At 65.8% G+C, this 23,642-nt stretch carries 22 protein-coding genes; 15 read left to right on the top strand and 7 right to left on the bottom strand.

From position 1 onward, the window contains the following. Window positions 1–26: 26 nt before the first annotated feature. The 3 genes from QFZ57_RS00615 to QFZ57_RS00605 all read left to right on the top strand — a co-directional run bounded on the left by QFZ57_RS00615 (window position 27) and on the right by QFZ57_RS00605 (window position 3,098). Window positions 27–794: an SDR family NAD(P)-dependent oxidoreductase gene (locus QFZ57_RS00615; protein ID WP_306632310.1), complete on the top strand. Its 768-nt coding sequence runs from the start codon at window positions 27–29 to the stop codon at window positions 792–794. 96 nt (window positions 795–890) lie between these two features. Next, a complete protein-coding gene (locus tag QFZ57_RS00610) occupies window positions 891–2,237 on the top strand; it encodes an MFS transporter (protein ID WP_306632309.1) in 1,347 nt (448 codons plus the stop codon). A gap of 42 nt (window positions 2,238–2,279) precedes the next feature. Further along, window positions 2,280–3,098, top strand: a complete 819-nt coding sequence (locus tag QFZ57_RS00605; protein ID WP_306897192.1) for a triose-phosphate isomerase family protein — start codon at window positions 2,280–2,282, stop codon at window positions 3,096–3,098. On the opposite strand, the gene QFZ57_RS00600 is transcribed toward QFZ57_RS00605, so the two are convergent. Together QFZ57_RS00600 and QFZ57_RS00595 are read right to left on the bottom strand one after the other, a co-directional pair. After that, complete coding sequence (locus QFZ57_RS00600; protein WP_306632307.1) at window positions 3,056–3,538, bottom strand: SRPBCC family protein; 483 nt, start codon at window positions 3,536–3,538, stop codon at window positions 3,056–3,058. The two genes, QFZ57_RS00605 and QFZ57_RS00600, sit on opposite strands and share 43 nt — an antisense overlap. Continuing rightward, a complete protein-coding gene (locus tag QFZ57_RS00595) occupies window positions 3,538–3,897 on the bottom strand; it encodes an ArsR/SmtB family transcription factor (protein ID WP_306897190.1) in 360 nt (119 codons plus the stop codon). The genes QFZ57_RS00600 and QFZ57_RS00595 overlap by 1 nt, the downstream gene beginning before the upstream one ends. A gap of 151 nt (window positions 3,898–4,048) precedes the next feature. Here QFZ57_RS00595 and QFZ57_RS00590 point away from each other — a divergent pair, with 151 nt between their 5' ends. The 9 genes from QFZ57_RS00590 (at window position 4,049) to QFZ57_RS00550 (ending at window position 14,595) form a co-directional block, all read left to right on the top strand. Then, window positions 4,049–4,453, top strand: a complete 405-nt coding sequence (locus QFZ57_RS00590; protein WP_306897189.1) for a tautomerase family protein — start codon at window positions 4,049–4,051, stop codon at window positions 4,451–4,453. Window positions 4,454–4,640: 187 nt separating this feature from the next. Next, a complete protein-coding gene (gene iolC, locus QFZ57_RS00585) occupies window positions 4,641–5,657 on the top strand; it encodes a 5-dehydro-2-deoxygluconokinase (RefSeq protein ID WP_306897186.1) in 1,017 nt (338 codons plus the stop codon). Beyond that, window positions 5,654–6,592, top strand: a complete 939-nt coding sequence (locus QFZ57_RS00580) for a Cgl0159 family (beta/alpha)8-fold protein (protein ID WP_306897184.1) — start codon at window positions 5,654–5,656, stop codon at window positions 6,590–6,592. The genes iolC and QFZ57_RS00580 overlap by 4 nt, the downstream gene beginning before the upstream one ends. A 29-nt stretch (window positions 6,593–6,621) precedes the next feature. Beyond that, the gene (gene iolD / locus QFZ57_RS00575; protein WP_373461290.1) at window positions 6,622–8,568 is read left to right on the top strand and encodes a 3D-(3,5/4)-trihydroxycyclohexane-1,2-dione acylhydrolase (decyclizing); all 1,947 of its coding nucleotides are present in this window, start codon (window positions 6,622–6,624) and stop codon (window positions 8,566–8,568) included. A gap of 32 nt (window positions 8,569–8,600) precedes the next feature. Next, a complete protein-coding gene (locus QFZ57_RS00570; protein ID WP_306632301.1) occupies window positions 8,601–10,130 on the top strand; it encodes a CoA-acylating methylmalonate-semialdehyde dehydrogenase in 1,530 nt (509 codons plus the stop codon). A gap of 83 nt (window positions 10,131–10,213) precedes the next feature. After that, window positions 10,214–11,125, top strand: a complete 912-nt coding sequence (locus QFZ57_RS00565; protein ID WP_306632300.1) for a sugar phosphate isomerase/epimerase family protein — start codon at window positions 10,214–10,216, stop codon at window positions 11,123–11,125. Between the two features lie 30 nt (window positions 11,126–11,155). Further along, complete coding sequence (locus QFZ57_RS00560; RefSeq protein WP_306897177.1) at window positions 11,156–12,169, top strand: Gfo/Idh/MocA family protein; 1,014 nt, start codon at window positions 11,156–11,158, stop codon at window positions 12,167–12,169. A 114-nt stretch (window positions 12,170–12,283) separates the two neighbouring features. Then, on the top strand, window positions 12,284–13,159 hold the full coding sequence (locus tag QFZ57_RS00555) for a sugar phosphate isomerase/epimerase family protein (protein ID WP_306897174.1): 876 nt from the start codon (window positions 12,284–12,286) through the stop codon (window positions 13,157–13,159). Then, on the top strand, window positions 13,156–14,595 hold the full coding sequence (locus tag QFZ57_RS00550; RefSeq protein WP_306897173.1) for a sugar porter family MFS transporter: 1,440 nt from the start codon (window positions 13,156–13,158) through the stop codon (window positions 14,593–14,595). Before QFZ57_RS00555 ends, QFZ57_RS00550 begins: the two co-directional genes overlap by 4 nt. A gap of 66 nt (window positions 14,596–14,661) precedes the next feature. Here QFZ57_RS00550 and QFZ57_RS00545 read toward each other — a convergent pair whose 3' ends face one another. After that, window positions 14,662–15,111 carry a MarR family winged helix-turn-helix transcriptional regulator gene (locus QFZ57_RS00545; protein WP_306632297.1) on the bottom strand — a complete coding sequence of 150 codons (450 nt, stop codon included), beginning with the start codon at window positions 15,109–15,111 and terminating at the stop codon, window positions 14,662–14,664. Between the two features lie 170 nt (window positions 15,112–15,281). On the opposite strand from QFZ57_RS00545, the gene QFZ57_RS00540 reads away from it, so the two are divergent. After that, window positions 15,282–16,493, top strand: coding sequence for an MFS transporter (locus QFZ57_RS00540; protein WP_306632296.1), 1,212 nt, complete (start codon window positions 15,282–15,284; stop codon window positions 16,491–16,493). 69 nt (window positions 16,494–16,562) lie between these two features. Here the strand turns inward: QFZ57_RS00540 and QFZ57_RS00535 are convergent, their stop codons facing one another. From QFZ57_RS00535 to QFZ57_RS00525, 3 genes are read right to left on the bottom strand one after another with little or no spacing between them, the layout of a single operon-like run. Beyond that, window positions 16,563–17,582, bottom strand: a complete 1,020-nt coding sequence (locus QFZ57_RS00535; protein WP_306897171.1) for a LacI family DNA-binding transcriptional regulator — start codon at window positions 17,580–17,582, stop codon at window positions 16,563–16,565. 46 nt (window positions 17,583–17,628) lie between these two features. Continuing rightward, window positions 17,629–18,522 (bottom strand): 5-deoxy-glucuronate isomerase, encoded by an 894-nt coding sequence (gene iolB / locus QFZ57_RS00530; protein WP_306897169.1) that lies wholly within the window; start codon window positions 18,520–18,522, stop codon window positions 17,629–17,631. Between the two features lie 17 nt (window positions 18,523–18,539). Then, complete coding sequence (locus QFZ57_RS00525) at window positions 18,540–19,280, bottom strand: GntR family transcriptional regulator (RefSeq protein WP_306632293.1); 741 nt, start codon at window positions 19,278–19,280, stop codon at window positions 18,540–18,542. Between the two features lie 298 nt (window positions 19,281–19,578). On the opposite strand from QFZ57_RS00525, the gene QFZ57_RS00520 reads away from it, so the two are divergent. Together QFZ57_RS00520 and QFZ57_RS00515 are read left to right on the top strand one after the other, a co-directional pair. Then, window positions 19,579–20,997 carry a sugar porter family MFS transporter gene (locus tag QFZ57_RS00520; RefSeq protein ID WP_306897166.1) on the top strand — a complete coding sequence of 473 codons (1,419 nt, stop codon included), beginning with the start codon at window positions 19,579–19,581 and terminating at the stop codon, window positions 20,995–20,997. 138 nt (window positions 20,998–21,135) lie between these two features. Continuing rightward, entirely contained in the window at window positions 21,136–22,272 is a 1,137-nt protein-coding gene (locus QFZ57_RS00515; RefSeq protein WP_306897164.1) for an LOG family protein, read from the top strand. A gap of 57 nt (window positions 22,273–22,329) precedes the next feature. On the opposite strand, the gene QFZ57_RS00510 is transcribed toward QFZ57_RS00515, so the two are convergent. Beyond that, complete coding sequence (locus QFZ57_RS00510) at window positions 22,330–23,475, bottom strand: VIT1/CCC1 transporter family protein (protein WP_306897162.1); 1,146 nt, start codon at window positions 23,473–23,475, stop codon at window positions 22,330–22,332. Window positions 23,476–23,642: the final 167 nt, after the last annotated feature.

Here is a 23,642-nt window from a genome sequence, read left to right as displayed (position 1 = left end):
ACCCGATTCACCGAAGGAACACTTCCATGACAGCATTCCCCACAGACCGCACGGTGATCGTCACCGGCGCCGTCTCCGAACGCGGCATCGGCCGTGCCACTGCGGACTATCTCGCGGAGCGGGGCTGGAACATCGGCGTCATCGACCTGGATGACGCTGCCAGCAAGGCCGTGGCCAAAGAACTGGCGGAAAAACATGGCGTCAAGGCCCACGGGGCCGGTGCGAACGTCAGCGACGAGGCTTCGGTCCGCGCCGCCATTGACGAAATCGAGGCCGAGCTGCCGCAGCTCGTGGCCCTTGCCAACGTTGCCGGGGTCAGCTCTCCCGTGCCCTACCTTGAGCTTGATGCTGCCGAATGGGACCGCGTGCTCGGCATCAACATGAACGGTGTCCACTACGCCACCCGGCGGGCAGCGGAATCGATGGTCAGGAACCGGCTGGGCCGCATCGTGAACATCTCCTCTGTCTCCGCCCAGCGCGGCGGCGGCACCTTCAGCAAGACCCCGTACTCCGTGGCGAAGGCCGGCGTCATCGGCCTGACCCGTGCCACCGCCCGCGAGCTGGGGGAGTACGACATCACCGTCAACGCCATCTCACCGGGCCCCATCGACACCGACATCATGGGCGGCACCCTCAGCGAGGAACGCAAGGACGAACTCGTCAAGGACCTCGTCGTGAACCGGGTGGGCAGCACGCGGGACATCGCCGCCGCCATCCACTTCCTGATCGGCGAGGACGCAGGCTATATCTCCGGCCAGACGCTGAACGTCGACGGCGGCCTCTACATGCACTGACGGCACCGGTTCCACACGAAGACCGGTGCCGCCACAAAACCCCGCGGGCCGCTGGCCCGCGGGTAATCACCAACGTCACACTCGAAGGAGAGTGTTGTGTCCGAAACCACCGCAACATCCAAGGAACTTCTGGCCCGCCCGGTCCTGAAGTCCGCTATTTCCAAGGCCGCCCGCCGGCTCATGCCGATGCTGGTCATCCTGTACATCGTGTCGTTCCTGGACCGCACCAACGTCGGCTTTGCCGAGGCGGCCCTGGGCGCGGACAAGGGGGTGTCCGCCGCGGCCTTCGCCCTGGGCGCAGGCATCTTCTTCATTGGCTACGCGATCTTCGAGATTCCCAGCAACCTGCTGCTCAAGAAGGTCGGCGCCAAGATCTGGCTGGCACGCATCGCCATCACCTGGGGCATCGTCTCAGCCTGCTTCGCCTTCGTACAGGGTGAGACCTCCTTCGTCATCCTGCGTTTCCTCCTCGGCGTGACCGAGGCAGGCCTTTTCCCCGGCGTGATCATGTACCTCGCCGAATGGTTCCCGAACAAGGTGCGCGTCCAGATGTTCGCCATCTTCTACCTGGCCCAGCCGTTCTCCCAGATGATCGGCAACCCGCTCTCCGGCTGGCTGATCAACATCGGCGACCAGGTGCCGGGCCTGCGCGGCTGGCAGGTCATGTTTTTCGTCGAAGGCCTTCTGGCCGTCCTGGCGGGCATCGCTGCGTTCTTCTTCCTGATCAATGGCCCGGAGAAAGCCAAGTTCCTTAACAAGGAGGAAAAGTACGCGCTGAAGGAAGTCATGGCGCTGGAGGACAACATCAAGGATGAGACCGGCCCCCGCGGCATCCTCGCCGCCATGCGCAACGGCCGCGTCTGGTACTTCACCGTCATCTACTTCTGCCTGCAGATCGCCGTCTACGGTGTGACGTTCTTCCTGCCGCAGCAGGTGTCCTCGCTGACCGGGCAAAAGGTGGGACTCGCCGTTGGCCTGCTGATCGCCGTGCCGTGGTTCTTCGGCATCTTCTCCTGCTACTTCATCGGCAAGGCTGCAGACACCGTGGCCAAGCGGCGGAAGTTCGGCACCATCCTGTTCATCTCCACCGGCTTGTGCATCTTCGGCTCCGCCTGGGCAGGGACCAACCACCAGCCGGTCCTGGGCATGATCTTCATAACCCTGGCGGTCTGCAGCTTCCTGGCCGTGGGTCCTGTGGTCTGGTCCTATCCCACCGCGTTTTTGGCCGGCTCTGCCGCCGCGGCCGGCATCGGTCTGATCAACTCGCTGGGCAACCTGGGCGGCTTTGTTGCACCCATCCTGCGGACCGCCGTCAACGAGGCAACGCAGTCCCCAACCGGCTCCATGGGCGTCTACGCCCTGGGTGTCCTGCCGTTCCTCGCGGCAGCGATGATGTACGCCACCAAGCGGTTCAAGAACAAGGCCGACGACCTGCTCGACTGAGCACTACACGATCAAGGCCAGCGCACGATCAGAAGGAAACCCATGGGCACCTCCGGCAGCAGCACAGGCAACGGCACCGTCTACGTCGGCGTCAGCACCAAAATGTACCTGGGCTACCAGGCAAGCCTGCGCTGGCTGTCGGAGGTGCGCTCTGTTGTGGACGAAAGGCCCGGACTGGCCACGGGTTCTGCCAAGGACTCCCCGGTCCGGGTCTTCGTCATCCCATCCTTTCCCGTCCTGGAGCCGGCCACGCGGATCCTGGCCGGCTCGCCCGTTGTGCTCGGCGCGCAGAACTGCGCCTGGGGGGACGGGCCGCTGACCGGCGAGGTCAGCCCCGGCATGCTGGCCGAACTCGGCGTCACGCTCGTCGAGATCGGCCACGCGGAACGCCGCCGGCTGTTCGCCGAAGACGACGCCGTGGTGGCACGCAAGGTGCGCGCCGCCGTCGGACATTCCCTTACCCCTCTGCTTTGCATCGGCGAGCCGGACATGCTCGACGCCGGCGCTGCCGCCGACTTCTGCCTGCGGCAGGTCCGCGCTGCCACGGGCGGCGACCCCGCAGTGCTGGACCGCCTGGTCCTGGCCTACGAGCCGGTGTGGGCCATCGGTGCCGATGCCCCCGCCCCGCCGCACCATGTCAATTCCGTGCTGGCCTTGCTCCGGGCTGAACTGGGCCCGGACTGCCCCCTCATTTACGGCGGCAGTGCCGGGCCCGGACTGCTCCCGCAGCTGCCCGCCGCGGACGGACTCTTCCTGGGCCGCTTCGCCCACGACGCCGCGAACCTGGGCCGCGTGCTGGACGAAGCCCTTGCCGTGGCTCAGACCCGCGCCCCGGCCAGCAATTCTTCAAGGCGCTCGTAGCCTTCGGACACACCGCCCTCCATTCCGGACTGGGCCATGCCGTCGCGCGCCTCCTGGCTGGGGTAGACGGAGTGGCCCCGCAGCCGGGTCCTGCCATTGCCCAGGTCCTCGAACGTCATGAAGTCCAGGCTGACCACGTCCGGGTACCCGCCGAACTCGAAGGTCTGGATGGCGAATTCGTTGTCCCGGACCGTATGGAAGATGCCCTTGAACTCGTAGGCCACGCCGTCCGGCCCCGTGTGCAGGTAGCTGTAGCTGCCGCCCGTGCGGAAATCGTAGTGGTCGATCTCCATCTTCATGCCCCGCGGGCCGAGCCACTGGACAAGCAGGTCCGGCTCTTTGTGGGCGCGGAATACATCCGCGACCGGGAAATCGAACTCACGCTCGTAATCGATGAAGGGGACGCCCTCAGGAACGCTGAGTTTCAGTGAATTGCTCATCATGACTCCTTGGAGGATTGATCGCCGCTGCCCGCAGCGTTTGATCTAAGAACGACGTCGAGGCTGCGGAACTGCCCTTCCCGGACCAACCGGTACCGGTCGATCCAGGCGGTCAGCGCCTCAAGCCGCGCCGGGTTCAGGTGCACGGGCCTGCGCTGCGCATCCCTGCTTCGCGTCACCAGCTCCGCCTGCTCGAGCACCTGGATATGTTTCGAGACCGCCTGCTTGGAGATCTCGAACGGTTCTGCCAATTCGTTTACTGTTGCCGGGCCCCGGCTGAGCCGGGCGATGATGCTCCTCCGCACGGGATCGGCCAGCGCCATGAAGGCGGAGTCCAAGGCCGCGCTTTCAGGATTCATCGTCGCCCATTTCTAATCAACCTTCTGGTTTATCAACCTCTTGGTTGTTTAACCGTAGCCCTCCCGTGAGGCGGTTTCAAGACCTACTGGCCTTGTTTTGCTAGAGAGGGATTGTTAGTATGTCAGGACAAACTATCTGAAGGAGGGCCTTGTGCCACTGGTTCGCATTGACGTCAACGAAGGGCGCACCGCCGAGGATCTGCGGCAGCTCAGCCGCGGGATCCATGACGCGATCCTCGCCGAGTACGGCATTCCGGAACGGGATTACTTTCACATCCTCACCGAACATCCGCAGGGCCAGGTTTTTGCCCAGGATGCAGGACTGGGGTTTGAGCGGACTAGCGGCGTGGTCATGATCCAGATCTTCACCCAGGGCGGGCGTTCGCAGGAGGCCAAGCAGCGGCTCTTCGCCGCAGTGGCCGAAAAGCTTGCGGCGGTTGGCGTTGCCGGAGAGGACGTCTTCATTGGCTACGTCGAAAACACCGCCGGCGACTGGTCCTTCGGCTTCGGCCGCGCCCAGTACGTGACGGGTGAATTGGCTGTCCCCGGGAAGTAGCGTTGCGCCCATTTGTTGGGGGATGGGCGCATCCTAGAACCTGTTGTAAGTATGTCAGTACAAACCTTTGACAGGACATTGGATCTAGGGCAAAGTAGTGCCTGTGGCCCACACCACGGCCTGCCAGTCCCGGAACTCCTGCCCCTCAAAGGACTCGAGTTCCACATCAGAAAGGTCCACGATTCACGTGACCCACGAGCTTCTTACGATCGGGCGCATCAGCGTTGATATCTACCCGAACGACATCGGGGTTGGCCTGGAGGACGTTAATTCCTTCGGCAAATACCTGGGCGGTTCACCATCCAACGTCGCCGTTGCCGCTGCCCGCCATGGACGCCGTACCGGTGTCATCACCCGCACCGGGAACGATCCTTTCGGCACCTACCTGCACCGCGAACTGCACAAGTTCAACGTCGATGACACGTATGTCACGCCGGTAAAGGACTGGCCCACGGCAGTAACCTTTTGCGCGATCAAGCCGGCGACGGACGAGTTCCCGCTCTACTTCTACGGCCGGTTCCCCACGGCGCCGGATCTGCAGATCCAGGCCGAAGAACTGGACCTGAATGCCATCCGCGGGGCCGGGATCTTCTGGTCCACGGTAACTGGTTTGTGCCAGGAACCGTCCCGCAGCGCGCACCTTGCCGCCCATGAGGCCCGTCCCCGGACCGGCCTGGCCGAGGGGCAGTTCACCATCCTGGATCTGGATTACCGGCCGATGTTCTGGGCTTCGGAAGAAGAAGCCCGGGCGGAGGTCGCGAAGATCCTGCCGCACGTCACCGTGGCGATCGGCAATGACAAGGAATGTGCCGTGGCTGTGGGGGAGGGGACCCCGGATGAGCAGGCGGACCGGTTGCTTGCCGCCGGCGTGGAGATCGCCGTCGTCAAGCTCGGCGCCGAGGGCGTGATGGCCAAGACGAGCACCGAACGCGCGGTCTCCGCTCCTGTCCCGGTGGAAACCCTTAACGGCCTGGGTGCCGGCGACTCCTTCGGTGGCGCCTTCTGCCATGGGCTGCTTTCGGGCTGGCCGCTGGCGCAGGTCCTGGATTACGCCAACGCTGCCGGTGCCATTGTCGCCTCCCGCCTTTCCTGCGCCGATGCCATGCCGACGCCGGATGAGGTTACCTCGCTGCTGGCCGAACGCGGACGTATTGTGCCGGGTGCAGTTTCCGGCGCCTCAGTTCCCGAAGGAGCAGCACTGTGACCCTCACCCCCCTCGCCTCAAACAATGCCGTGGACGATGATCCGCGCCGCTATGAGCACCTGAGCACCATTCGGCTGGAAGATCCGGAGGCTGTGGCCCGTGCGGCCAAGTCGCGCCGCCGCCACCCCGGATTGAAGTCCGGCCGGCAGAACTTCATTGTCGCCGCGGACCACCCCGCCCGCGGTGCCCTGGCCGTCGGCGGCGATCCCGTGGCCATGGCTGACCGCCGGCAACTGCTGGACCGTCTGCAGATCGCGCTGGCCAACCCTGCTGTGGACGGTGTCCTGGCATCTCCGGACATCATGGATGACCTGCTGCTGCTGGGCGCCCTGGACGGCAAGCTCGTGTTCGGTTCCATGAACCGCGGCGGGCTGTCCGGGCTGGTCAACGAGTTCGATGACCGCTTCACCGGCCACACCGCTGCCGCACTGGAGGCGCTGGGCGCGGACGGCGGGAAAATGCTGACCCGCATTTGCCTGGGCGACCCCGATACCGTGGTCACCTTGGAAGCGACCGCCAGGGCCATTGATTCCCTGGCGGAGCGGAAGCTGATCGCCATGGTGGAGCCGTTCCTGTCCGTCCGCGAGAACGGCAGGGTCCGCAACGACCTTTCCACCAACGCCGTGATCAAGTCCATCGCCATCGCCGAGGGCCTGGGTTCCACCAGTGCCTACACGTGGATGAAACTGCCGGTCGTCGCGGAGATGGAACGCGTCATGGCCGCCACCACCATGCCCACCGTGCTGCTGGGCGGTGACCCGGACGGGACCCAGGACGAGGTCTTCGCCACCTGGCAGGCAGCCCTGGCGCTTCCCGGCGTCCAGGGCCTCACGGTTGGCCGGACCCTGCTCTACCCCTCTGACGGGGACGTCGCCGGCGCCGTCGCCACGGCGGCCTCGCTGCTGCACCACACCACTGAAATCCCGGAGAACTAGCCATGGGCACCACAACAGGAACGCGCAGAATGACGGTGGCGCAGGCCGTCGTCGAATATCTTTCCAAGCAGTACACCGTGGACTCAGTCAACGGTGTTGAGTACCGCGAGCGGCTCATTCCGGGCACGTTCGGTATTTTCGGACACGGCAACGTGGCCGGTGTGGGCCAGGCATTGAAGCAGTACCAGCAGTTGGACCCGTCCATCATGCCGTACTACCAGGGCCGGAACGAGCAGGCCCAGGTCCACCAGGCCGTCGGGTATGCCCGGCACACCCGACGCCGGCAGACCTTCGCTGTCAGCACCTCGATCGGCCCGGGTTCCTCGAACCTGCTCACCGGTGCGGCGCTGGCCACCACCAACCGCCTGCCGGTGCTCCTGCTGCCGTCCGACACGTTCGCCACCCGCGCCGCCGACCCCGTGCTGCAGCAGCTTGAGCAGCCCTACGCCTATGACCTCACGGTCAATGACGCGTTTAGGCCGCTGTCCAAGTTCTTCGACCGGGTGAACCGGCCGGAGCAGCTGTTCTCCGCGTTCCACCACGGCCTGCGCGTCCTGACGGACCCGGCCGAGACCGGCGCCGTGACCATCTCGCTGCCACAGGACGTCCAGGCCGAGGCCTTCGACGTCCCGGAAGAGTTCCTGGCCGAGCGCGAGTGGCGGATCCGCCGCCCCGAGGCCGACGACGACGACATTGCCCGTGCCGCCGCAGCCATCCGTTCGGCCAAGCGTCCGCTGATCATCGCCGGCGGCGGCGTCCTCTATGCCTTCGCCAACGAGGAACTGGCGAAGTTCGTGGAGTTGACCGGCATCCCGGTGGGCAACACGCAGGCCGGCGTCGGCGTCCTGCCCTGGGACCACCAGCACTCCGTGGGCGCCATTGGTTCCACGGGCACGACGGCGGCGAACGCCATCGCTGCCGAGGCGGACCTGATCATCGGCACCCGCTATGAGGACTTCACCACCGCCTCCCGGACCGCGTTCCAGAACCCCGAGGTGCGCTTCATCAACATCAACGTCGCCCCGATCGATGCATACAAGCACGGCACCACGCTCCCCATCGTCACCGACGCCCGCAAGGCACTGGTCAAGCTGAACGCAGCACTGGGCGGCTACCGGGTCGGCGCCGACCTCGAGGAGAAGGTCGCGGCCGAGAAAAAGCGCTGGAACGCCACCGTGGACGAGGCCTTCGATACCCGCTACACGCCGCTGCCGGCACAGAACGAGATCATCGGCGCCACCAACCGGGCCATGGACGACCGCGACGTGGTCATCTGCGCGGCAGGGTCCCTGCCGGGGGACCTGCACAAGATGTGGCGCGTCCGGGACCCGTTCGGCTACCACGTCGAATACGCCTACTCCTGCATGGGCTACGAGATCCCCGGCGGCCTCGGCGTCAAGCGTGCAGCCCTCGCGGAGGCCGCGGCAAGTACGACGGCGGCTGGTGGGGACCGTGCGGATGTGCGGGACGTCGTCGTGATGGTGGGGGACGGCTCCTACCTGATGATGCACACCGAACTGGTCACCGCCGTCGCCGAACGCATCAAGCTGATCGTGGTCCTGATCCAGAACCACGGCTACGCCTCCATCGGCTCACTCTCCGAATCCCTCGGCTCGCAGCGCTTCGGCACCCGGTACCGGGCCCTGGACGAGGAACAGCACAGCTTCGATGAGGGCGAGACCCTGCCCGTGGACCTGGCCCTGAACGCCGAGTCCCTGGGTGTGAAGGTCATCCGGATTGAGCCGGGGGAGAAGGTCATCGCCGAGCTCGAGCAGGCCATCCGCGACGCGAAGGCCGCCCCGGAGCGCGGCGGACCCATCCTGATCCACGTCGAATCCGACCCGCTCCTGGATGCGCCGTCCTCCGAGTCCTGGTGGGATGTCCCCGTCTCCCAGGTCGCAGAACTGGAATCCACCAAGCAGGCCTTCCAGACCTATGTCGGCCACAAGTCACGCCAGCGCAAACTGCTCGGCTAAGAAACACTTTCCACTACTCAAGGAAGAGTCCCATGACTGCCACCACCACCCAGACCACAGTCACACAGACCACCGTCATCAACCACTTCATCAACGGCGCCGAGACCGCCGGCGAGGGCGACCGCACCACCCACGTGTACAACCCGGCCACCGGCGCCGTCTCCGGTGAACTGCGCCTGGCCAACCGTGCGGACTTGGACACCGCCGTCGCAGCCGCCCGCAAGGCCGCCGACACCTGGGGTGACTTCTCCCTGGCAAAGCGCACCGCCGTTTTGTTCAAATTCCGGGAACTTGTCGCCGCGCACGTGGATGAGCTCGCCGAGCTGGTCACGGCCGAACACGGGAAGGTCCTCTCCGACGCCAAGGGCGAGATCGGCCGCGGCCTGGAGGTTGTCGAATACGCCTGCGGCATCCCCACCCTGCTCAAGGGCGACTACTCGGACCAGGTCTCCACCGGCATCGACGTCTTCTCCTTCCGCGAGCCGCTCGGCGTCGTGGCCGGCATCACCCCGTTCAACTTCCCCGTCATGGTGCCGCTGTGGATGGCACCGATGGCCATCGCCACCGGCAACTCCTTCATCCTCAAGCCCTCCGAGCGCGATCCCTCCGCCTCGCTGCTGCTGGCCAAGCTGTGGAAGCAGGCAGGACTGCCCGACGGCGTGTTCCAGGTCCTGCACGGCGACAAGGAAACCGTTGACGGGCTGCTGACGCACCCGGACGTGGACGGCATTTCCTTCGTCGGATCCACCCCGATCGCCCAGTACGTCCACGAGACCGCCACCAAGCACGGCAAGCGCGTCCAGGCCCTGGGCGGGGCCAAGAACCACGCCATCATCCTGCCTGACGCCGACCTGGACAACGCCGCGGACCACCTTGCCGCCGCCGCCTTCGGCTCCGCCGGCGAACGCTGCATGGCCATCTCTGTCGCCGTCGCCGTCGGGGACGCCGCGGATGCCCTGGTAGGTAAGGTCCAGGAACGTGCCGAAGCCGTGAAGGTCAACAACGGCACCGCCCCCGACGCCGAAATGGGCCCGGTCATCACCCCGGCCTCCAAGGAACGCATCGTCAGGATCGTCACCGAAGCAGAGGCCGCCGGGGCGGCTATGGTGGTGGACGGACGCGACCTCGTGGTCCCCGGCCACGAAGACGGCTTCTGGGTAGGCCCCACCGTCATCGACCACGTCAAAACCGAAATGACCGCCTACACGGAGGAAATCTTCGGCCCCGTCCTGGTCGTGGTCCGCGTGGACACCCTCGAAGACGGCATCAAGCTGATCAACGCCAACCCTTACGGCAACGGCACCGCCATCTTCACCTCCTCCGGCGCCGCCGCCCGCAAATTCCAGCGCGGTGTCACCGTGGGCATGATCGGCATCAACGTGCCCCTCCCGGTCCCGGTGGCCCATCACTCCTTCGGCGGCTGGAAGGCATCCCTCTTCGGCGACAAGCACATCTACGGCCCGGAAGGCGTATCTTTCTACACCCGCGGCAAAGTGGTCACCTCCCGTTGGCCCGAAACCCACCACGCCTCCGGCGCCTCCTACAACTTCCCCTCGAACTAACGGCCACCGTCGACTGCTCCGTACATGTCGTTTTGAGCGACCAAAACGACAACTACGGAGCAATCGATGCAAAGGAACAGACAATGACTGAGAACAAGCTGATCATCGGCACGGCACCGGACTCCTGGGGCGTCTGGTTCGCGGACGATCCCAAGCAGACCCCCTGGGAACGCTTCCTCGACGAGGTGGCCGAATCCGGCTACAAGTGGATCGAGCTGGGCCCGTACGGCTACCTTCCCACCGACCCCGCCCGCCTGGCGGAGGAACTGAAACAGCGCGACCTCAAGGTCACCGCCGGCACCGTGTTCACCGCTTTCCACCGCGGCGTGGACCAGTGGGAAGCAGCCTGGGAGCCGGCCCGCAAGGTCGCCGAACTGACCGCTGCCATGGGCGGTGAGCACATCGTGGTCATCCCGGCCATGTGGCGCGACGACGTCACCGGCGAAGCTGTCGAGAGCGGCACCCTGGGCGACAAGGGCTGGAGCGACCTCTTTACCGGGCACAACCGCCTGGGCAAGACCCTCCTGGAGGATTTCGGCCTGAAACAGCAGTTCCACTCGCACGCAGACTCCCACGTTGGTGCGCAGGAGGACATCGAAACGCTGCTGGGCGCCACTGACCCGCAGTACCTCAACCTCTGCCTGGACACCGGGCACGCCGAATACTGCGGCGCCTCCAGCCTGGAACTCATCAAGAACTACCCGGACCGGATCGGCTACCTGCACCTGAAGCAGATCAACCCGGAGATCCTCGCCGAGGTTAACGAGAAGAACATGACCTGGGCCGCCGCGAACCTGGCCGGCGTCATGACTGAGCCGCCCAACGGGCTGCCGGACCTGCGCGCCGTCATTGAAGCCGTGGAAGCCCTCAACCGGCCCATCTTCGGCATCGTGGAGCAGGACATGTACCCGGTTGCCTTTGATGTGCCCATGCCCATCGCCAAGCGCACCCGAAACTACCTGCTGTCCTGCGGTTCCCGCACCACCGCCAGCTAGCCCACCCACAGACACTAAAAGGACAGAACAATGACTGAAACCCTCCGCGTCGCCGTCATCGGCGCAGGCCGCATGGGCGCCGACCACATCCAGCGCCTTAACAAGCGCATCCACGGAGCCGAAGTTGCTGCCGTCGTCGACGTCGATCTCGCCCGCGCCCAGGCCGCCATCGAAGGCATCCCCGGTGCAGTGGCCCTCGCGGACGCCGAGGAGGCACTCAACAACGGCGACGTCAACGCCGTCCTGATCGCCACCCCGGGCTTCCTGCACGAGGACATCCTGCTCAAGGCCATCGCCAAGGACATCCCGATCCTCTGCGAAAAGCCGCTCACTCCCGACGCCGAGTCCTCCTGGAAGATCGTCCAGGCAGAGGTGGCGCTGGGGCACAAGCGCATCCAGGTCGGTTTCATGCGCCGCTTCGACGCCGAATACGCCTCGCTGGGTAAGATCATCCGCGACCACGAACTGGGCGAACTGCTGATGCTGCACCACCAGCACCGGAACCCCACGACACCGCCCGGCTTCACGAACGAGATGCTGATCAACGACTCCGTGGTCCACGAGTTCGACGCCATCCGCTTCTTCACCGGCGAGGAAATCACCAGCATCCAGGTCCGGCTGGGCAAGGCCACCCGAAACGCCCCGAACGGCCAGCACGACCCCCAGCACGTTCTGCTGGAGACCGAATCCGGCGTCCTGGCCGACGTCGAAATCTACGTCAACGCCAAGTTCGGCTACGAGGTTGCCACCCAGGCCTCCTTCGAAGACGGCATTGTCAGCATCGGCGGCGACAAGGGCCCCTACACCCGCAGCTCCGGCCGCTGGGGCGGCAACGTCACCCCCGGCTTTGAAGAGCGTTTCGGGGCAGCGTACGACGTCGAAATCCAGTCATGGGTGGACGCGGCACTCAAGGGCGAAATCGGCGGCCCCTCCGCCTGGGACGGGTACGCCACCGCAGCGTGCTGTGAAGCAGGCGTCGAAGCGCAGAAGAACGGCGAAAAGGTCGCCGTGAAGCTGGCTGCAAAGCCCGACCTCTACAAGTAACCACCCGCACCGGAGTTTTTGGGCAGATACCGCGACGTTAGCGCCTTCCAGCCCACGGTATCTGTCCAAAAACTCCCGTACCAGCCGTCCTGATCCACAATGGAGTGTTCTTTCGTGAAAATCGCACTTGACCCCACCCCGTTCCACCACTCGCACAGCCTGCTGGAGTTCCCCAGGGTGGTGGCGGACCTTGGCTACAAGTACATGCAGATGACTCCGCACGCGGATTTCATCCCCTTCTTCAACCACCCCAAAGCGGACGATGAACTGGTGGGCCAGCTGAAGAAGGCCTGCCGCGACGCCGGAATCGAGATCGCCTCGGTCCTGCCGGTGCTCCGCTGGTCCGGGCCCGACGAGGATGCCAGGGAAGCCGCCGTCCGCTACTGGAAGCGCGCCATCCAGATCACCGTGGACCTGGGCGTCAGCACCATGAACACCGAGTTCAGCGGCCGCCCGGAGAAGGCGGAGGAGTCCGAGCGGGCGTTCTACCGCTCCATGGAGGAACTGCTGCCGATCATCGAGCGCGAAGGCATCGACCTGCTGATCGACCCGCACCCGGACGACTTCGTGGAGGAAGGCCTTGCCGCCATCCGCGTGATCCGTGGCGTGAACTCGAAGAACGTGGGCATGGTCTATGTGGCCTCACACAGCTTCCACATGAAGAACTCCCCGCTGGACATCATGCGCGCGGCGGGGGACAAGCTGCGCCTGGTCCACGTGGCCGACACCATGGACCACCACGCCTCCCACGGACTGCGCTACATCACCAACCCGCCTGGCAACCCGGTCCGTGTGCACCAGCACCTGAAGATCGGCGACGGCGACGTCAACTGGAACGAGTTCTTTAGCGGCCTGAAGGAGATCGGCTTCCTGGAGCGCGAGAATAGTGTGATGGTGTCCAGCGTCTTTGCCGAAAATGACAATGCCGAGGAGGTCTCCCGCTACCAGCTGGAGACGATGAAGCAGTACGTCCAAAAGGTCACCGTATGAGTTCGGCTGCTTCCGGTCCCGTGGCAACCAAAGCGCCAGGGAACCACCAGCGGGCGCTGCGGACCGTCACCATCATCTCCACGTTCGGTGGGCTGCTGTTCGGCTACGACACCGGCGTGATCAACGGCGCCCTGCCGTACATGCAGGAAGACCTGGGCCTCACCCCGCTGACCGAGGGCCTTGTCACTTCCTCGCTGCTGTTCGGTGCCGCCTTCGGAGCGCTTTTCGGCGGACGGCTGGCGGACCGCAATGGCCGCCGCCGCATGATCATGGTCCTGGCGGTCATCTTCCTGCTGGGCACCCTGGGCTGCACCTTCGCGCCCAACACCGGAATCATGATCGCCGCCCGGTTCATCCTGGGACTCGCCGTGGGCGGCGCATCTGTCACCGTTCCCGTGTACCTGGCCGAGGTATCGCCAAGCGACCGGCGCGGCCGCATCGTCACGCAAAACGAGCTCATGATCGTCACCGGGCAGCTGCTCGCCTTCATCTTCAACGCGTACCTGGGCAACTCGTTCGGCGAGTCCCACGGAATCTGGCGGTGGATGCTGGTCATCGCCACCCTGCCGGCCATCGCCCTGTGGATCGGGATGAACTTTATGCCCGAGAGTCCCCGCTGGCTGGCCTCCATCGGCAGTTTCGGCGAGACGCTCTCCGTGCTGCAGCGAATCCGCTCGCAGGAGCAGGCGCGCAGGGAGTTTGAAGAAGTCAAAGCCATGGCGGTGGAGGACTACAAGTCCAAGATGGGCTCCTGGAAGGACCTGGGCATCCCTTGGCTGCGCCGGATCTTCTTCGTGGGCCTGGGCCTTGCGGTGATCCAGCAGATCACCGGAGTGAACTCGATCATGTACTACGGAACCCAGATCCTGTCGCAGTCCGGCTTCGGCCGCGAAGCGGCGCTGACGGCCAACATCGCCAACGGCGTCATCTCGGTACTCGCCACGTTCGTCGGGATTTGGCTGCTGGGCAAGGTGGGCCGGCGCAGGATGCTGATCACCGGCCAGGTGGGAACCACGACGGCGCTGCTGCTCATCGGCTTCTTCTCGCTGATCCTGCCCGAAGGCTCAGCCCGCGGCTTCGTCATCCTGGCGCTCACCGTGACATTCCTGGCCTTCCAGCAGGGTGCCATCTCCCCGGTGACGTGGCTGATGCTCTCGGAGATCTTCCCGCTGAAGATCCGCGGCCTGGGCATGGGAGCCTCGGCCTTCCTGCTGTGGATCGTGAACTTCCTGATTGGGTTCGGATTCCCGCTGCTGCTGGCAGCCATCGGGATCTCCAGCACGTTCTTCGTGTTCGCCGTTCTTGGCGTGGGGGCTATCGCCTTCGCCGCGAAGTACGTGCCGGAGACCAAGGACAAGAGCCTGGAGGACCTGGAGCACTACTTCAAGAACGTCGCCGGCAGCAAGGCCGGGGCCGACGCGGCCAAGGTCCCCTGACCCGAACACCCGCAGCTGTACACACCTCAATGCCCCCTTGATGAACCTCAAGGGGGCATTGCTGTCCTATGCGGGCGCGTGCAGCCGCGGCAGGGCCTCCACCAGCGGTGCGAGCTCGGGGATGCCCATCGCGTCGTCCAGGGCTCGCTCAAGCGTGGCATCGTGGACCGGGCGCGCGTCCGCGAGCAGGATGCTTCCGCTGGGGGTGAGCTCGGTGTAGATGCCGCGGCGGTCGTCATCACACAGAATCCTGGTGAGGAGGCCGCGGTCCTCCAGCCGGTTCACAAGGCGGGTGGTGGCGCTGGGGCTCAGCGCCGTGGCGCGCGCCAGCTGCTGCATCCGCATGTGCCACCCGTCCTGCCGGCTGAGGGCATCCAGCACCGTGTACTCCACCACGGAGAGCTTTGACTCTGCCTGGAGGGAGCGCTCCAGCTCATTTTCAATCAGCCCGTGCAGGGCCGCCAGGGTGCGCCACCCCTGGGCGCGGACCTCGACGGCGTCGTCCTTGATGCCCATGGTTGCTCCTTCGTGGGTGGCCGCGCGGGACGGCCGTGGGTGGTTGCAGGTCGAGATAGTTGCTTGCGCGGTATATTTGCATGTGCAACAATAAATACCGCGTCTGCAACTATCTTAGGCGCTTTCCCCTTCATGGAACAACCACACGTACAGCTCAAAGGAGCATTCGCATGCCTGTTGGCCTGATAGCACTCGCCCTGGGCGGGTTTGGCATAGGACTCACTGAATTTGTCATCGCCGGCCTCCTCCCGCAGGTGGCGGCGGACTTTGGCGTCAGCGAGGCGTCAGCCGGCTGGTTCATCTCCGGCTATGCGCTCTCGGTGGTGGTGGGCGCACTGGGCCTGACGGCCGCGGTGACACGCTTCCAGCGCAAGCCGGTGCTGGCCGCCCTGCTGGTCCTGTTCATTGCCGGGAATCTGCTCTCCGCCACGGCGGACGGCTACTGGCCCATGATGCTGGGCCGCGTTGTTGCTGCCCTCTCGCACGGCGCCTTCTTTGGGATCGGAGCCGTGGTGGCGGCCGGCATGGTCCCGCCCAGCAAGAAGGCAGGCGCCATCGCACTCATGTTCACCGGGCTGACCGCGGCCAACGTCCTGGGCGTGCCGTTCGGGACGCTGCTGGGCCAGGCCGCCGGCTGGCGTGCCACCTTCTGGGCCATCACAGTCATTGGCGTTGCCGCGCTCGCCGGCATCCTGGCGCTCGTTCCCAAGGCGGCGGGTGAAGCGGAAGAAGCAGCCAGCCTCCGCTCCGAGCTCCGCGCCTTCCGCTCCGGCCAGGTGTGGCTTTCCATCGTGGTGACCATCCTGGGCTTCGGCGGCATGTTCGGCGCGTTCACCTACATCGCATACACCCTTACCGAGGTCTCCGGATTCGCGGCATCCACCGTGCCTTGGCTGCTCATTGTCTTCGGCACGGGCCTCTTCGCCGGCAACACCCTGGGCGGCAAGGCTGCGGACCGCAACGTTGACCGCACGCTTCTGGTGGTGCTCGCTGCACTGACCCTGGTGCTGGTGGCGTTCGCCCTCACAGCCGCCAACCCTGTCCTGACGGTCGTGTCCCTGGTCCTGATGGGCGGCTTTGGCTTTGCCACCGTGCCGGGCCTGCAGATGCGCGTGATGAAGTACGCCTCCGGGGCTCCGACGCTCGCTTCCGGCGCCAACATCGGTGCGTTCAACGTGGGCAACGCGCTGGGCGCGTGGCTGGGCGGCGTCACCATCACCGCGGGACTCGGCTACACCTCACCTATCTGGGCCGGCGCGGTGATCACCCTGGCGGGCTTGGCCGTCATGGCTTTCTCCGCCGCAGCCGCCCGGCGCAACGAACAGCGCGGCAACCCGGGGGCGGAACCCTCAACGGACTTGGAGGACGCCCTGAAGGTGTGAGTTTTTGGGCAGATATCGGGCGGTAAATGCCCCGGAAGTCGTTATATCTGCCCAAAAAATCCAGGCGGTTCAGGGCGCGGCGGGATCTGAGGAGCGGCGCACTATCAGCGCGGGTTCGAGCTTGCGGGTGACGGCCTGTCCGGCTGCGCCCGCAATCCGGTCCAGCATGGCCTGCGCCGCCACCCGGCCCAGCTGCCCGGCGTGCTGGTCTATGGACGTCAGTCCAATCAGGGGAGAGGCGCCCACTTCGATGTTGTCGCAACCAACGATCGCCATGTCGCCCGGGACGGACAGTCCGCGGGATGCCAAGGCTTCCATGATGCGGATGGCCGTGAGGTCGTTGTGCGCAAAGACAGCCGTGGGAAGGGTGGCGCCGGAGTCCAAAAATTGCTCCATCACTGACCGGCCCCCACGTTCGGTCATGTCGCTGTGGACCAGTTGCGGTTCGAGCCCGAACTGCCTCATGGCGTGCAGGTAGCCTTCCCGGCGGGCGGTATAGGGGAGCCAGTCGGAGATGTCCACGTGTGCGATCCGCCGGTGCCCCAGCCCGTACAGGTGCTCCACCGCAAGCGCTCCGGAACGGAAGTCGTCGGTCAAAACGGAATCCACGCCGTCGACCTCCATCTCCCGGGTGATGACGACGGCGGGTGTCCCGCGCAGTGCCCCGGCAAGTTCCGCAGAGGTACCGGTGTAGCCGGCCAGCAGGACACCGTCCACGCGCAGGTCCACGAAGGACCTGACGGCCTCCAGTTCCGTTCCCGGATCAGCGGAGCCGACGGCCACCATCACCTGGTTGCCGCTTCCCGCCAGGCCTTCGGTGATGCCGTCGTAGATATCGGCGAAGACAGAGTTGTGCAGGTCGAGGAAGAGGACCCCGACGGTGTTGGTTCGGTGGCTGGCCAACCGGCTGGCCAGCCTGTTCGGGGAGTAGCCCAGGGCGGCGGCAGCTTCCAGCACGGCAGTCCGCTTGGCGGGGGAAACCTTGGGGGAATCCCGCATCACCAACGACACCAGGGCGCGGCTCACGCCGGCGTCGCGTGCCACGTCCTCCATGGTCACGGGCCGCGCCGCAGGGGATGTCTGTTTCACAAGACTCCACTATGCCAGTCTGCCGCCACCTGGCGGCCCGGGTTCCTTAAGCGCCGAACGGCAGCCGCGGGTCGATGTCCTGGGTCTCCCAGGTCTGCCGCACCCAACCGTGGTGCGGGTCGTCGCTGATCAGCCACTCCCGCACGGGGCCGGGACCGGCCATGATGTTCAGGTAGTACAGGTCATAGCCGGGCGCGGCCATGGCAGGACCATGCCAGCCATAGGGAACCAGGACAACGTCGCCGGTGCGTACTTCCGCCGAAACATCGATGGGGCGTTCGTCGGAGGCGTAGACGCGCTGGTAGCCGATGGCGTCGGCATCGGAGGGCGCCCCGGAGCCTGCCGCCACCTGCGTCTCGAAGTAGTAGATCTCCTCGAGGGAGGTCTCGCCGTCTTTCTCCTCGTCATGCTTGTGCGGAGGATAGGAGGACCAGTTCCCGGCCGGGGTGAGGACCTCGCAGACGATGAACCGGTCGGCCTCGAGTGCTGCCGGCGTGCCGAAATTGTGGACCTGGCGCGAGCAGTTGCCGGCGCCGCGCAGCTCCACCGGGGTTTCGGCGGCGGACACCAGCCGGGTGGGATAGGACGCGTTCGCCGGTGCCGTTGCCACGGCAACCCGGCCGCCTTCGGCTGAGCTGATGCTCACCGCACGGCCGGTGCCGGAATAGAGCACGTCCGACGGCCCGGAGAAGACCGAGGGCCGGCCTGCCAGGGAATAGTCGATGCCCTCAACAGTTACGGTGAAGGACCCGTTGAGGGGCACCACGATCCGTTCCTCGTCAGAGGCGGGGAGTTCGACGGCGGCGCCGGCCGGCACGGTGGCCACCTTCAGCCCGGTGTGGGCCCAGCCGTCCACGGTGAGGGAGGAGTCGGAGGTTCCGATCGAGACGTCCCATTTGCCGTCGGCGGCTGTGCCCAGGGGGTAGACCCAGTTGGTCATGGAGTTGGCTCCTTGGATTATCGCTGTACGAGTGTCATTTCAAAGCTGTAGGAATCGGCGCGGTACACGTGGTGGCCCGTTTCCACTCGCCGCCCGGTATCGTCCACAGCGGTACGTTCCATGGTGACCAGAGCCGATCCTGCCGGCGTGTCCAGCATGGAGGCCTGGTAGTCATTGGCGGTCATGGCGCCGATGCGCTGGTTGGCCAGCCGGAAGTTCACGCCGCCGCGGCGGAGGATCGAGTACAGGCCCTCGGCGCCCAGCATGGCCTCATCCATCTTTGCGATGTCGTCGCGCACCCAGTTCTCCATGAGGGCCAGTGGTTTGCCGCCCACTTTCCGCAGCCGGGTGAAGTGGTACACCTTGGAGCCGGCGGGAAGCTGCAGTGTTGCCAGGGTGGCGTCGTCCGCTTCCACGTGGGAAAAGCTCAAAACCTCAGTGGTGGGTTTCTTGCCGTTGTTGGTGAGGTCGTCGTAAAGGCTGGACAGCTCCAGCGGGCGGCGCACCTGGCTGGAGACTACCTGGGTTCCCACCCCCCGTTTGCGCACCAGCAGGCCGGAGCGGACCAGTTCATCCATGGCCTTGCGCATGGTGGGCCGGGACAGGTTCAGCTGGGCGGCGAGGTCAATCTCGTTGTCCAGCCGGCTGCCGGGCTCCAGCACGCCACTGTAGATCGCAGCCTCGATGCCCTGGACCACCTGGTGGTACAAGGGCACCGGGGAGGAGCGGTCGATGGTGAGTCCCAGGTTGTTCGCCACGGTGCGTTCCCTCGTCTTCGGTCTCTGCGCCTCCGTCCCGTCAGGACAGCCGCGCCTGCGGCCCGTTTGCCGCCATATGTTCGCTTGATAGGACATACTTTCTTTCCTCGATCGTAGCAGCCGGGTTGCGAGGGTCAAGGGTGCCGGCCCTGCGCCAAGGGGCAGTACCAATGGAAGGCACATTGTGCTGACATTAAGACTTTCTATTGACGCGCGTCATTAGAGCGCTCTAAAGTCAGTGGCACGCATCACATTCCCGATCGGTCTTCCGGTCGCCGAGAGAATCTGAGAGGCAACAATGCTGTTGCAGAAACAACCCACAGGCGCACCCGGTACCCAGCGCCGCGGATATCTGGCCCGGCTCACAGTCATTTCCACCCTGGGCGGACTGCTCTTCGGCTACGACACCGGCGTCATCTCCGGCGCCCTGCTGTACATGAACGACTCCCTCAACATGACCGCCGTCGAGGAAGCAACCGTGGTGAGCGCACTGCTTTTCCCCGGTGCCGCCGTCGGCGCCCTCACCGGCGGCCGCATGGCTGACAAACTGGGCCGCCGCGGCTCCCTGCTCGTCTGCGCACTGCTGTTCCTCATCGGGGCCATGGGCTGCGCCCTCGCACCGAACGTGGGCTTCATGATCGCTGCCCGCATCGTCCTCGGCCTGGGCGTGGGCGCGGCCGCCGTGACCTGCCCGCTGTACCTGGCCGAAATGGCGCCGGCCAATCTCCGTGGCCGCATGGTGACCATCAATGAGCTCATGATCGTGACCGGCCAGATGCTTGCCTTCGCCATCAATGCCCTCCTGGATGCCCTGATCCACGACAACGAGGTCTGGCGCACCATGCTGGGCATCGCCTCGATCCCCGCCCTCGCCCTGCTCGCCGGCATGCTGATGCTGCCTGAATCACCGCGCTGGTACGCCATCCGTGGCCGCCTCGAGGACAGCCGCCGCGTCCTGAACCTCAGCCGCAGCCCGCAGGAAGCAGACGCCGAATACGAGGGGATCGCCAAGGCAGCACGCACCGCGAAGGAAGAACGGGGCCACGCGCTGCGGGACCTGAAGAACAACCCTTGGATGCGCCGGCTGCTGTGGATCGGCATTGGCCTGGCCACCGTCCAGCAGGCCACCGGCATCAACACCGTGAACTACTACGCTCCCACCATCCTGGAAAAGAGCGGGCTCGGCGTCAGCGCTTCGCTCGTGGCCACCATCGGCGTCGGCGTCACCTCCGTGCTGATGACCATCCTGGGCATCTGGCTGCTCGGCTTCGTTGGCCGGCGCCGGATGCTGGTGATCGGCTTCTCCGGAGTGGTTGGCTCCCAGGCCCTGCTGGCCGTCGTCTTCCTCCTGCCGCAGTCCGACCTGGCGAGCTACACCATCCTGGCCGCCATGATGCTGTTCGTGGCCTTCGTCCAGTGCTTCATCGGCACCTGCGTCTGGCTCCTGCTCTCGGAAATGTTCCCGCTGGCCATCCGGGGTTTCGCGATGGGAATTGCGGTCTTCGCACTGTGGACCGTGAACGCCGCCATCTCCTTCCTCTTCCCCATTGTGGTCAACGCCCTGGGCTCCACCGGCACCTTCGGCCTGTTTGTCCTGGTCAATCTCGCGTCCCTGGCCTTCGTCATCAAGTTCGTTCCGGAAACCAAGGGCCACTCGCTCGAGGACCTGGAAGCGTACTTCCGCGACGGCGCGGTCCCGGCGAAGCTCCCGGCCTAGGCGGGCAGCCTCTCACCCCATGAAACGCGGGGCCGGACCCAGCTCTTCTCCGTCATTGACGAAAAGGGGACGGTCCGGCCCCGCGACGCGTTGGGTGGCCTAGGCTGGCTCCATGATGTGGACCGCGAGGCAGCAGCCGTGAATTTCGCCGGAAGCCTTGGTCCCCGCCCCCGCAACCTCGAAGTCCAGGACCTGGCCAGCTTCGACCGCCTGGTGGCCGCCGGCGCGGTCAACCTGCACGGCTGGCACGCACAGTCACTTGACCTGCGCGGTCGGTCGGCCGCCCTTATGAGCGTCAGCGTCGAAGGCGCCATGTTCCTCGGCTGCATCTTTGACGACGGCATGGAAGGCAACCTGCGCAGCCGCGGCGCACTGATCTTTCCACGGCTTGACGGCGTCCCCTTCGACCCCTACCGGGCTTCGCTGTATTCCCCGGCCGAACTGTATGCAGGCCTGGCAGCGTCGCCATACGAGGAACTGCCGGACGCGCGCATCTATCACTGGACCATCCAGTCCGGCCAGCGGCACCGCGTGGACGCCACCCTGGCATCAGCCCTCCACGACCATGCGATCGGTGCCGCCCTGGAAGAGCTGACGCGCTCAGGAGCCTGGACACGACGGTCCATCGTGGGCGTCATGGGCGGGCATACGGCGCCGCGCGGCAGTATTGAGTTCGCGGAGGCGGCGAGGCTGGGCAGGCTGCTGGCCCTGGAGGGCTATTCGGTGGCCACCGGCGGCGGACCCGGGGCCATGGAGGCGGCGAACCTGGGTGCCTACCTGAGCCAGGCGTCCGACGGCGACGTGCAGGCAGCGCTTGCCACGCTCGCCGCTGTCCCCGGATTCCGTCCCTCGGTGTCGGCGTGGGCACGTGCGGCCGCCGCCGTCGTCGAACGCCATCCGGGCGGGACGGCGTCGCTGGGGATCCCCACGTGGTTCTACGGGCATGAGCCGCCCAACTACTTCGCCACGCACATCGCCAAGTACTTCGCCAACGCCATCCGCGAGGCCATCCTGCTGGAACTGTGCCACGGCGGCATCGTTTTCCTGCCGGGTGCCGCGGGCACTGTCCAGGAGATCTTCCAGGACGCCTGCGAAAACTATTATGGCGCCCTCGAAAAGGTGGCGCCCATGGTCCTGGTGGGCCGGCGCCACTGGGAGCAGGAGTACCCGGCGTGGCCCATGCTGTGCAGCCTTGCCGCCGGGCGGCCCATGGCGGATTACATCTATTTGGTGGACTCGGTGGAAGAAGCAGTGGAGGTCCTGCAGCGCCGCTGAACGGCACCGAAGGACCTCCCCGGGATGGAGTTGCCGGCCCGCTACCCGGCCCTGCAGCTAGCCAACCGCAGTACCGAACAGCAGTCCCAGCAGGTACGTGATGGCGGCGGCACCCAGGCCGATGGCGAGCTGGCGCAGGCCGCGGGTCAAGGGGGACGTTCCGGACAGCAGGCCAACGGCGGCGCCGGTCGCCAGGAGGGCAGTGCCCACCAGGACCCCGGCCACCACCAGCGCCGTGATGCCCGTGAGACCGAACAGGAACGGCAGGATGGGAACGATGGCGCCGGAGGCGAAGAAGCAGAAACTGGACAGCGCCGCGCCCCAGGCCGTGCCCACTGCCTCGTGCTGGTCCTCTTCCTCCGGCAGGTCAGGCTGAAGGGACAGGCTGGGGTCGCAGTCGCAGGACAGCAGGCCCATGCGCTCGGCCACCCGGTGTTCCGCCGCTTCGCGGGACATCCCGCGGGCCAGGTACACCAGGAGGAGCTCGTTGTGTTCGAGGTCCAGCTTCGGCGCGGCCGCCAGCGTGATCTGCGTGGGGCGGGTGGCGGCCAGCAGTTCGCGCTGGGAACGGACGGAGATGAATTCGCCGGCGCCCATGGACATGGCACCGGCCAGGAGCCCAGCGATGCCGCTGAGCAACACCACGCTGCTGGCCACGCCGGACGCGGCCATGCCCATCACCAGGGAGAGGTTGCTGACCAAGCCGTCGTTCGCGCCGAAGACCGCCGCGCGGAATGTACCGGCCAGGCGGTTGCGGCCGCGGGTCGCCAGCCCGCGCACCACTTCCTCATGGATCTGCTCATCGGCAGCCATGGCCTCGGTGGCGTTGGGGTCCTTGGCATAGGGGGAGCGGCCCTCAGCGCGCTGGGCGAGGGCCAGCACAAACACGGAGCCGAAGTGCCGGGCAAGGAACCCCAGGAACCGGCTTCGCGCGGAGGCCCTCTTCGGCTTGCCCGCGTGGTCGCCCAGCAGGGCCAGCCAGTGGGCTTCGTGCCGGCCTTCGGCCTCGGCCAGGGCCAGGAGGATGTCCCGTTCCTCGCCCTGGCGGTTTTGGGCCAGGTCACGGTAGACGGCGGCTTCAGCACGCTCGTCGGCCAGGTACTGGCGCCACCGTTTGATGTTCGACGGCGAGGGCTGGCTTTGCGGGGTGTTGGCGGCCTCCGGGGGCGTGGCATGCGAATTGGACTGGGCGTGCTGCGACACTGGTACTCCTGGGCTGGAAAGGGCATGTTTTCGCGCCTTTGCCTTGCCAGCGTACTGCGAATTGGCGCGGTTTTTTGGCTGGCAAACCTCGATGGGAAGTTTCGGTCAGCCTCAAAACTGCGCCAATTACGGCCGCCGTTTTCCGTTCGTCCCGGCCCCGCCGCGGC

The sequence above is a fragment of the Arthrobacter sp. B1I2 genome, from assembly GCF_030816485.1.
Taxonomy (GTDB): Bacteria; Actinomycetota; Actinomycetes; order Actinomycetales; family Micrococcaceae; genus Arthrobacter.
This window is presented reverse-complemented; position numbering and strand designations above follow the sequence as displayed.

Bases quoted from the DNA above. Each gene is read 5' to 3' on its own strand.
- QFZ57_RS00615 (WP_306632310.1), top strand. From the start codon at position 27: ATGACAGCATTCCCCACAGACCGCACGGTGATCGTCACCGGCGCCGTC.
- QFZ57_RS00605 (WP_306897192.1), top strand. From the start codon at position 2,280: ATGGGCACCTCCGGCAGCAGCACAGGCAACGGCACCGTCTACGTCGGC.
- QFZ57_RS00600 (WP_306632307.1), bottom strand. From the start codon at position 3,538: ATGAGCAATTCACTGAAACTCAGCGTTCCTGAGGGCGTCCCCTTCATC.
- QFZ57_RS00595 (WP_306897190.1), bottom strand. From the start codon at position 3,897: ATGAATCCTGAAAGCGCGGCCTTGGACTCCGCCTTCATGGCGCTGGCC.
- iolD (WP_373461290.1), top strand. From the start codon at position 6,622: ATGACGGTGGCGCAGGCCGTCGTCGAATATCTTTCCAAGCAGTACACC.
- QFZ57_RS00570 (WP_306632301.1), top strand. From the start codon at position 8,601: ATGACTGCCACCACCACCCAGACCACAGTCACACAGACCACCGTCATC.
- QFZ57_RS00565 (WP_306632300.1), top strand. From the start codon at position 10,214: ATGACTGAGAACAAGCTGATCATCGGCACGGCACCGGACTCCTGGGGC.
- QFZ57_RS00560 (WP_306897177.1), top strand. From the start codon at position 11,156: ATGACTGAAACCCTCCGCGTCGCCGTCATCGGCGCAGGCCGCATGGGC.
- QFZ57_RS00550 (WP_306897173.1), top strand. From the start codon at position 13,156: ATGAGTTCGGCTGCTTCCGGTCCCGTGGCAACCAAAGCGCCAGGGAAC.
- QFZ57_RS00545 (WP_306632297.1), bottom strand. From the start codon at position 15,111: ATGGGCATCAAGGACGACGCCGTCGAGGTCCGCGCCCAGGGGTGGCGC.
- QFZ57_RS00540 (WP_306632296.1), top strand. From the start codon at position 15,282: ATGCCTGTTGGCCTGATAGCACTCGCCCTGGGCGGGTTTGGCATAGGA.
- iolB (WP_306897169.1), bottom strand. From the start codon at position 18,522: ATGACCAACTGGGTCTACCCCCTGGGCACAGCCGCCGACGGCAAATGG.
- QFZ57_RS00520 (WP_306897166.1), top strand. From the start codon at position 19,579: ATGCTGTTGCAGAAACAACCCACAGGCGCACCCGGTACCCAGCGCCGC.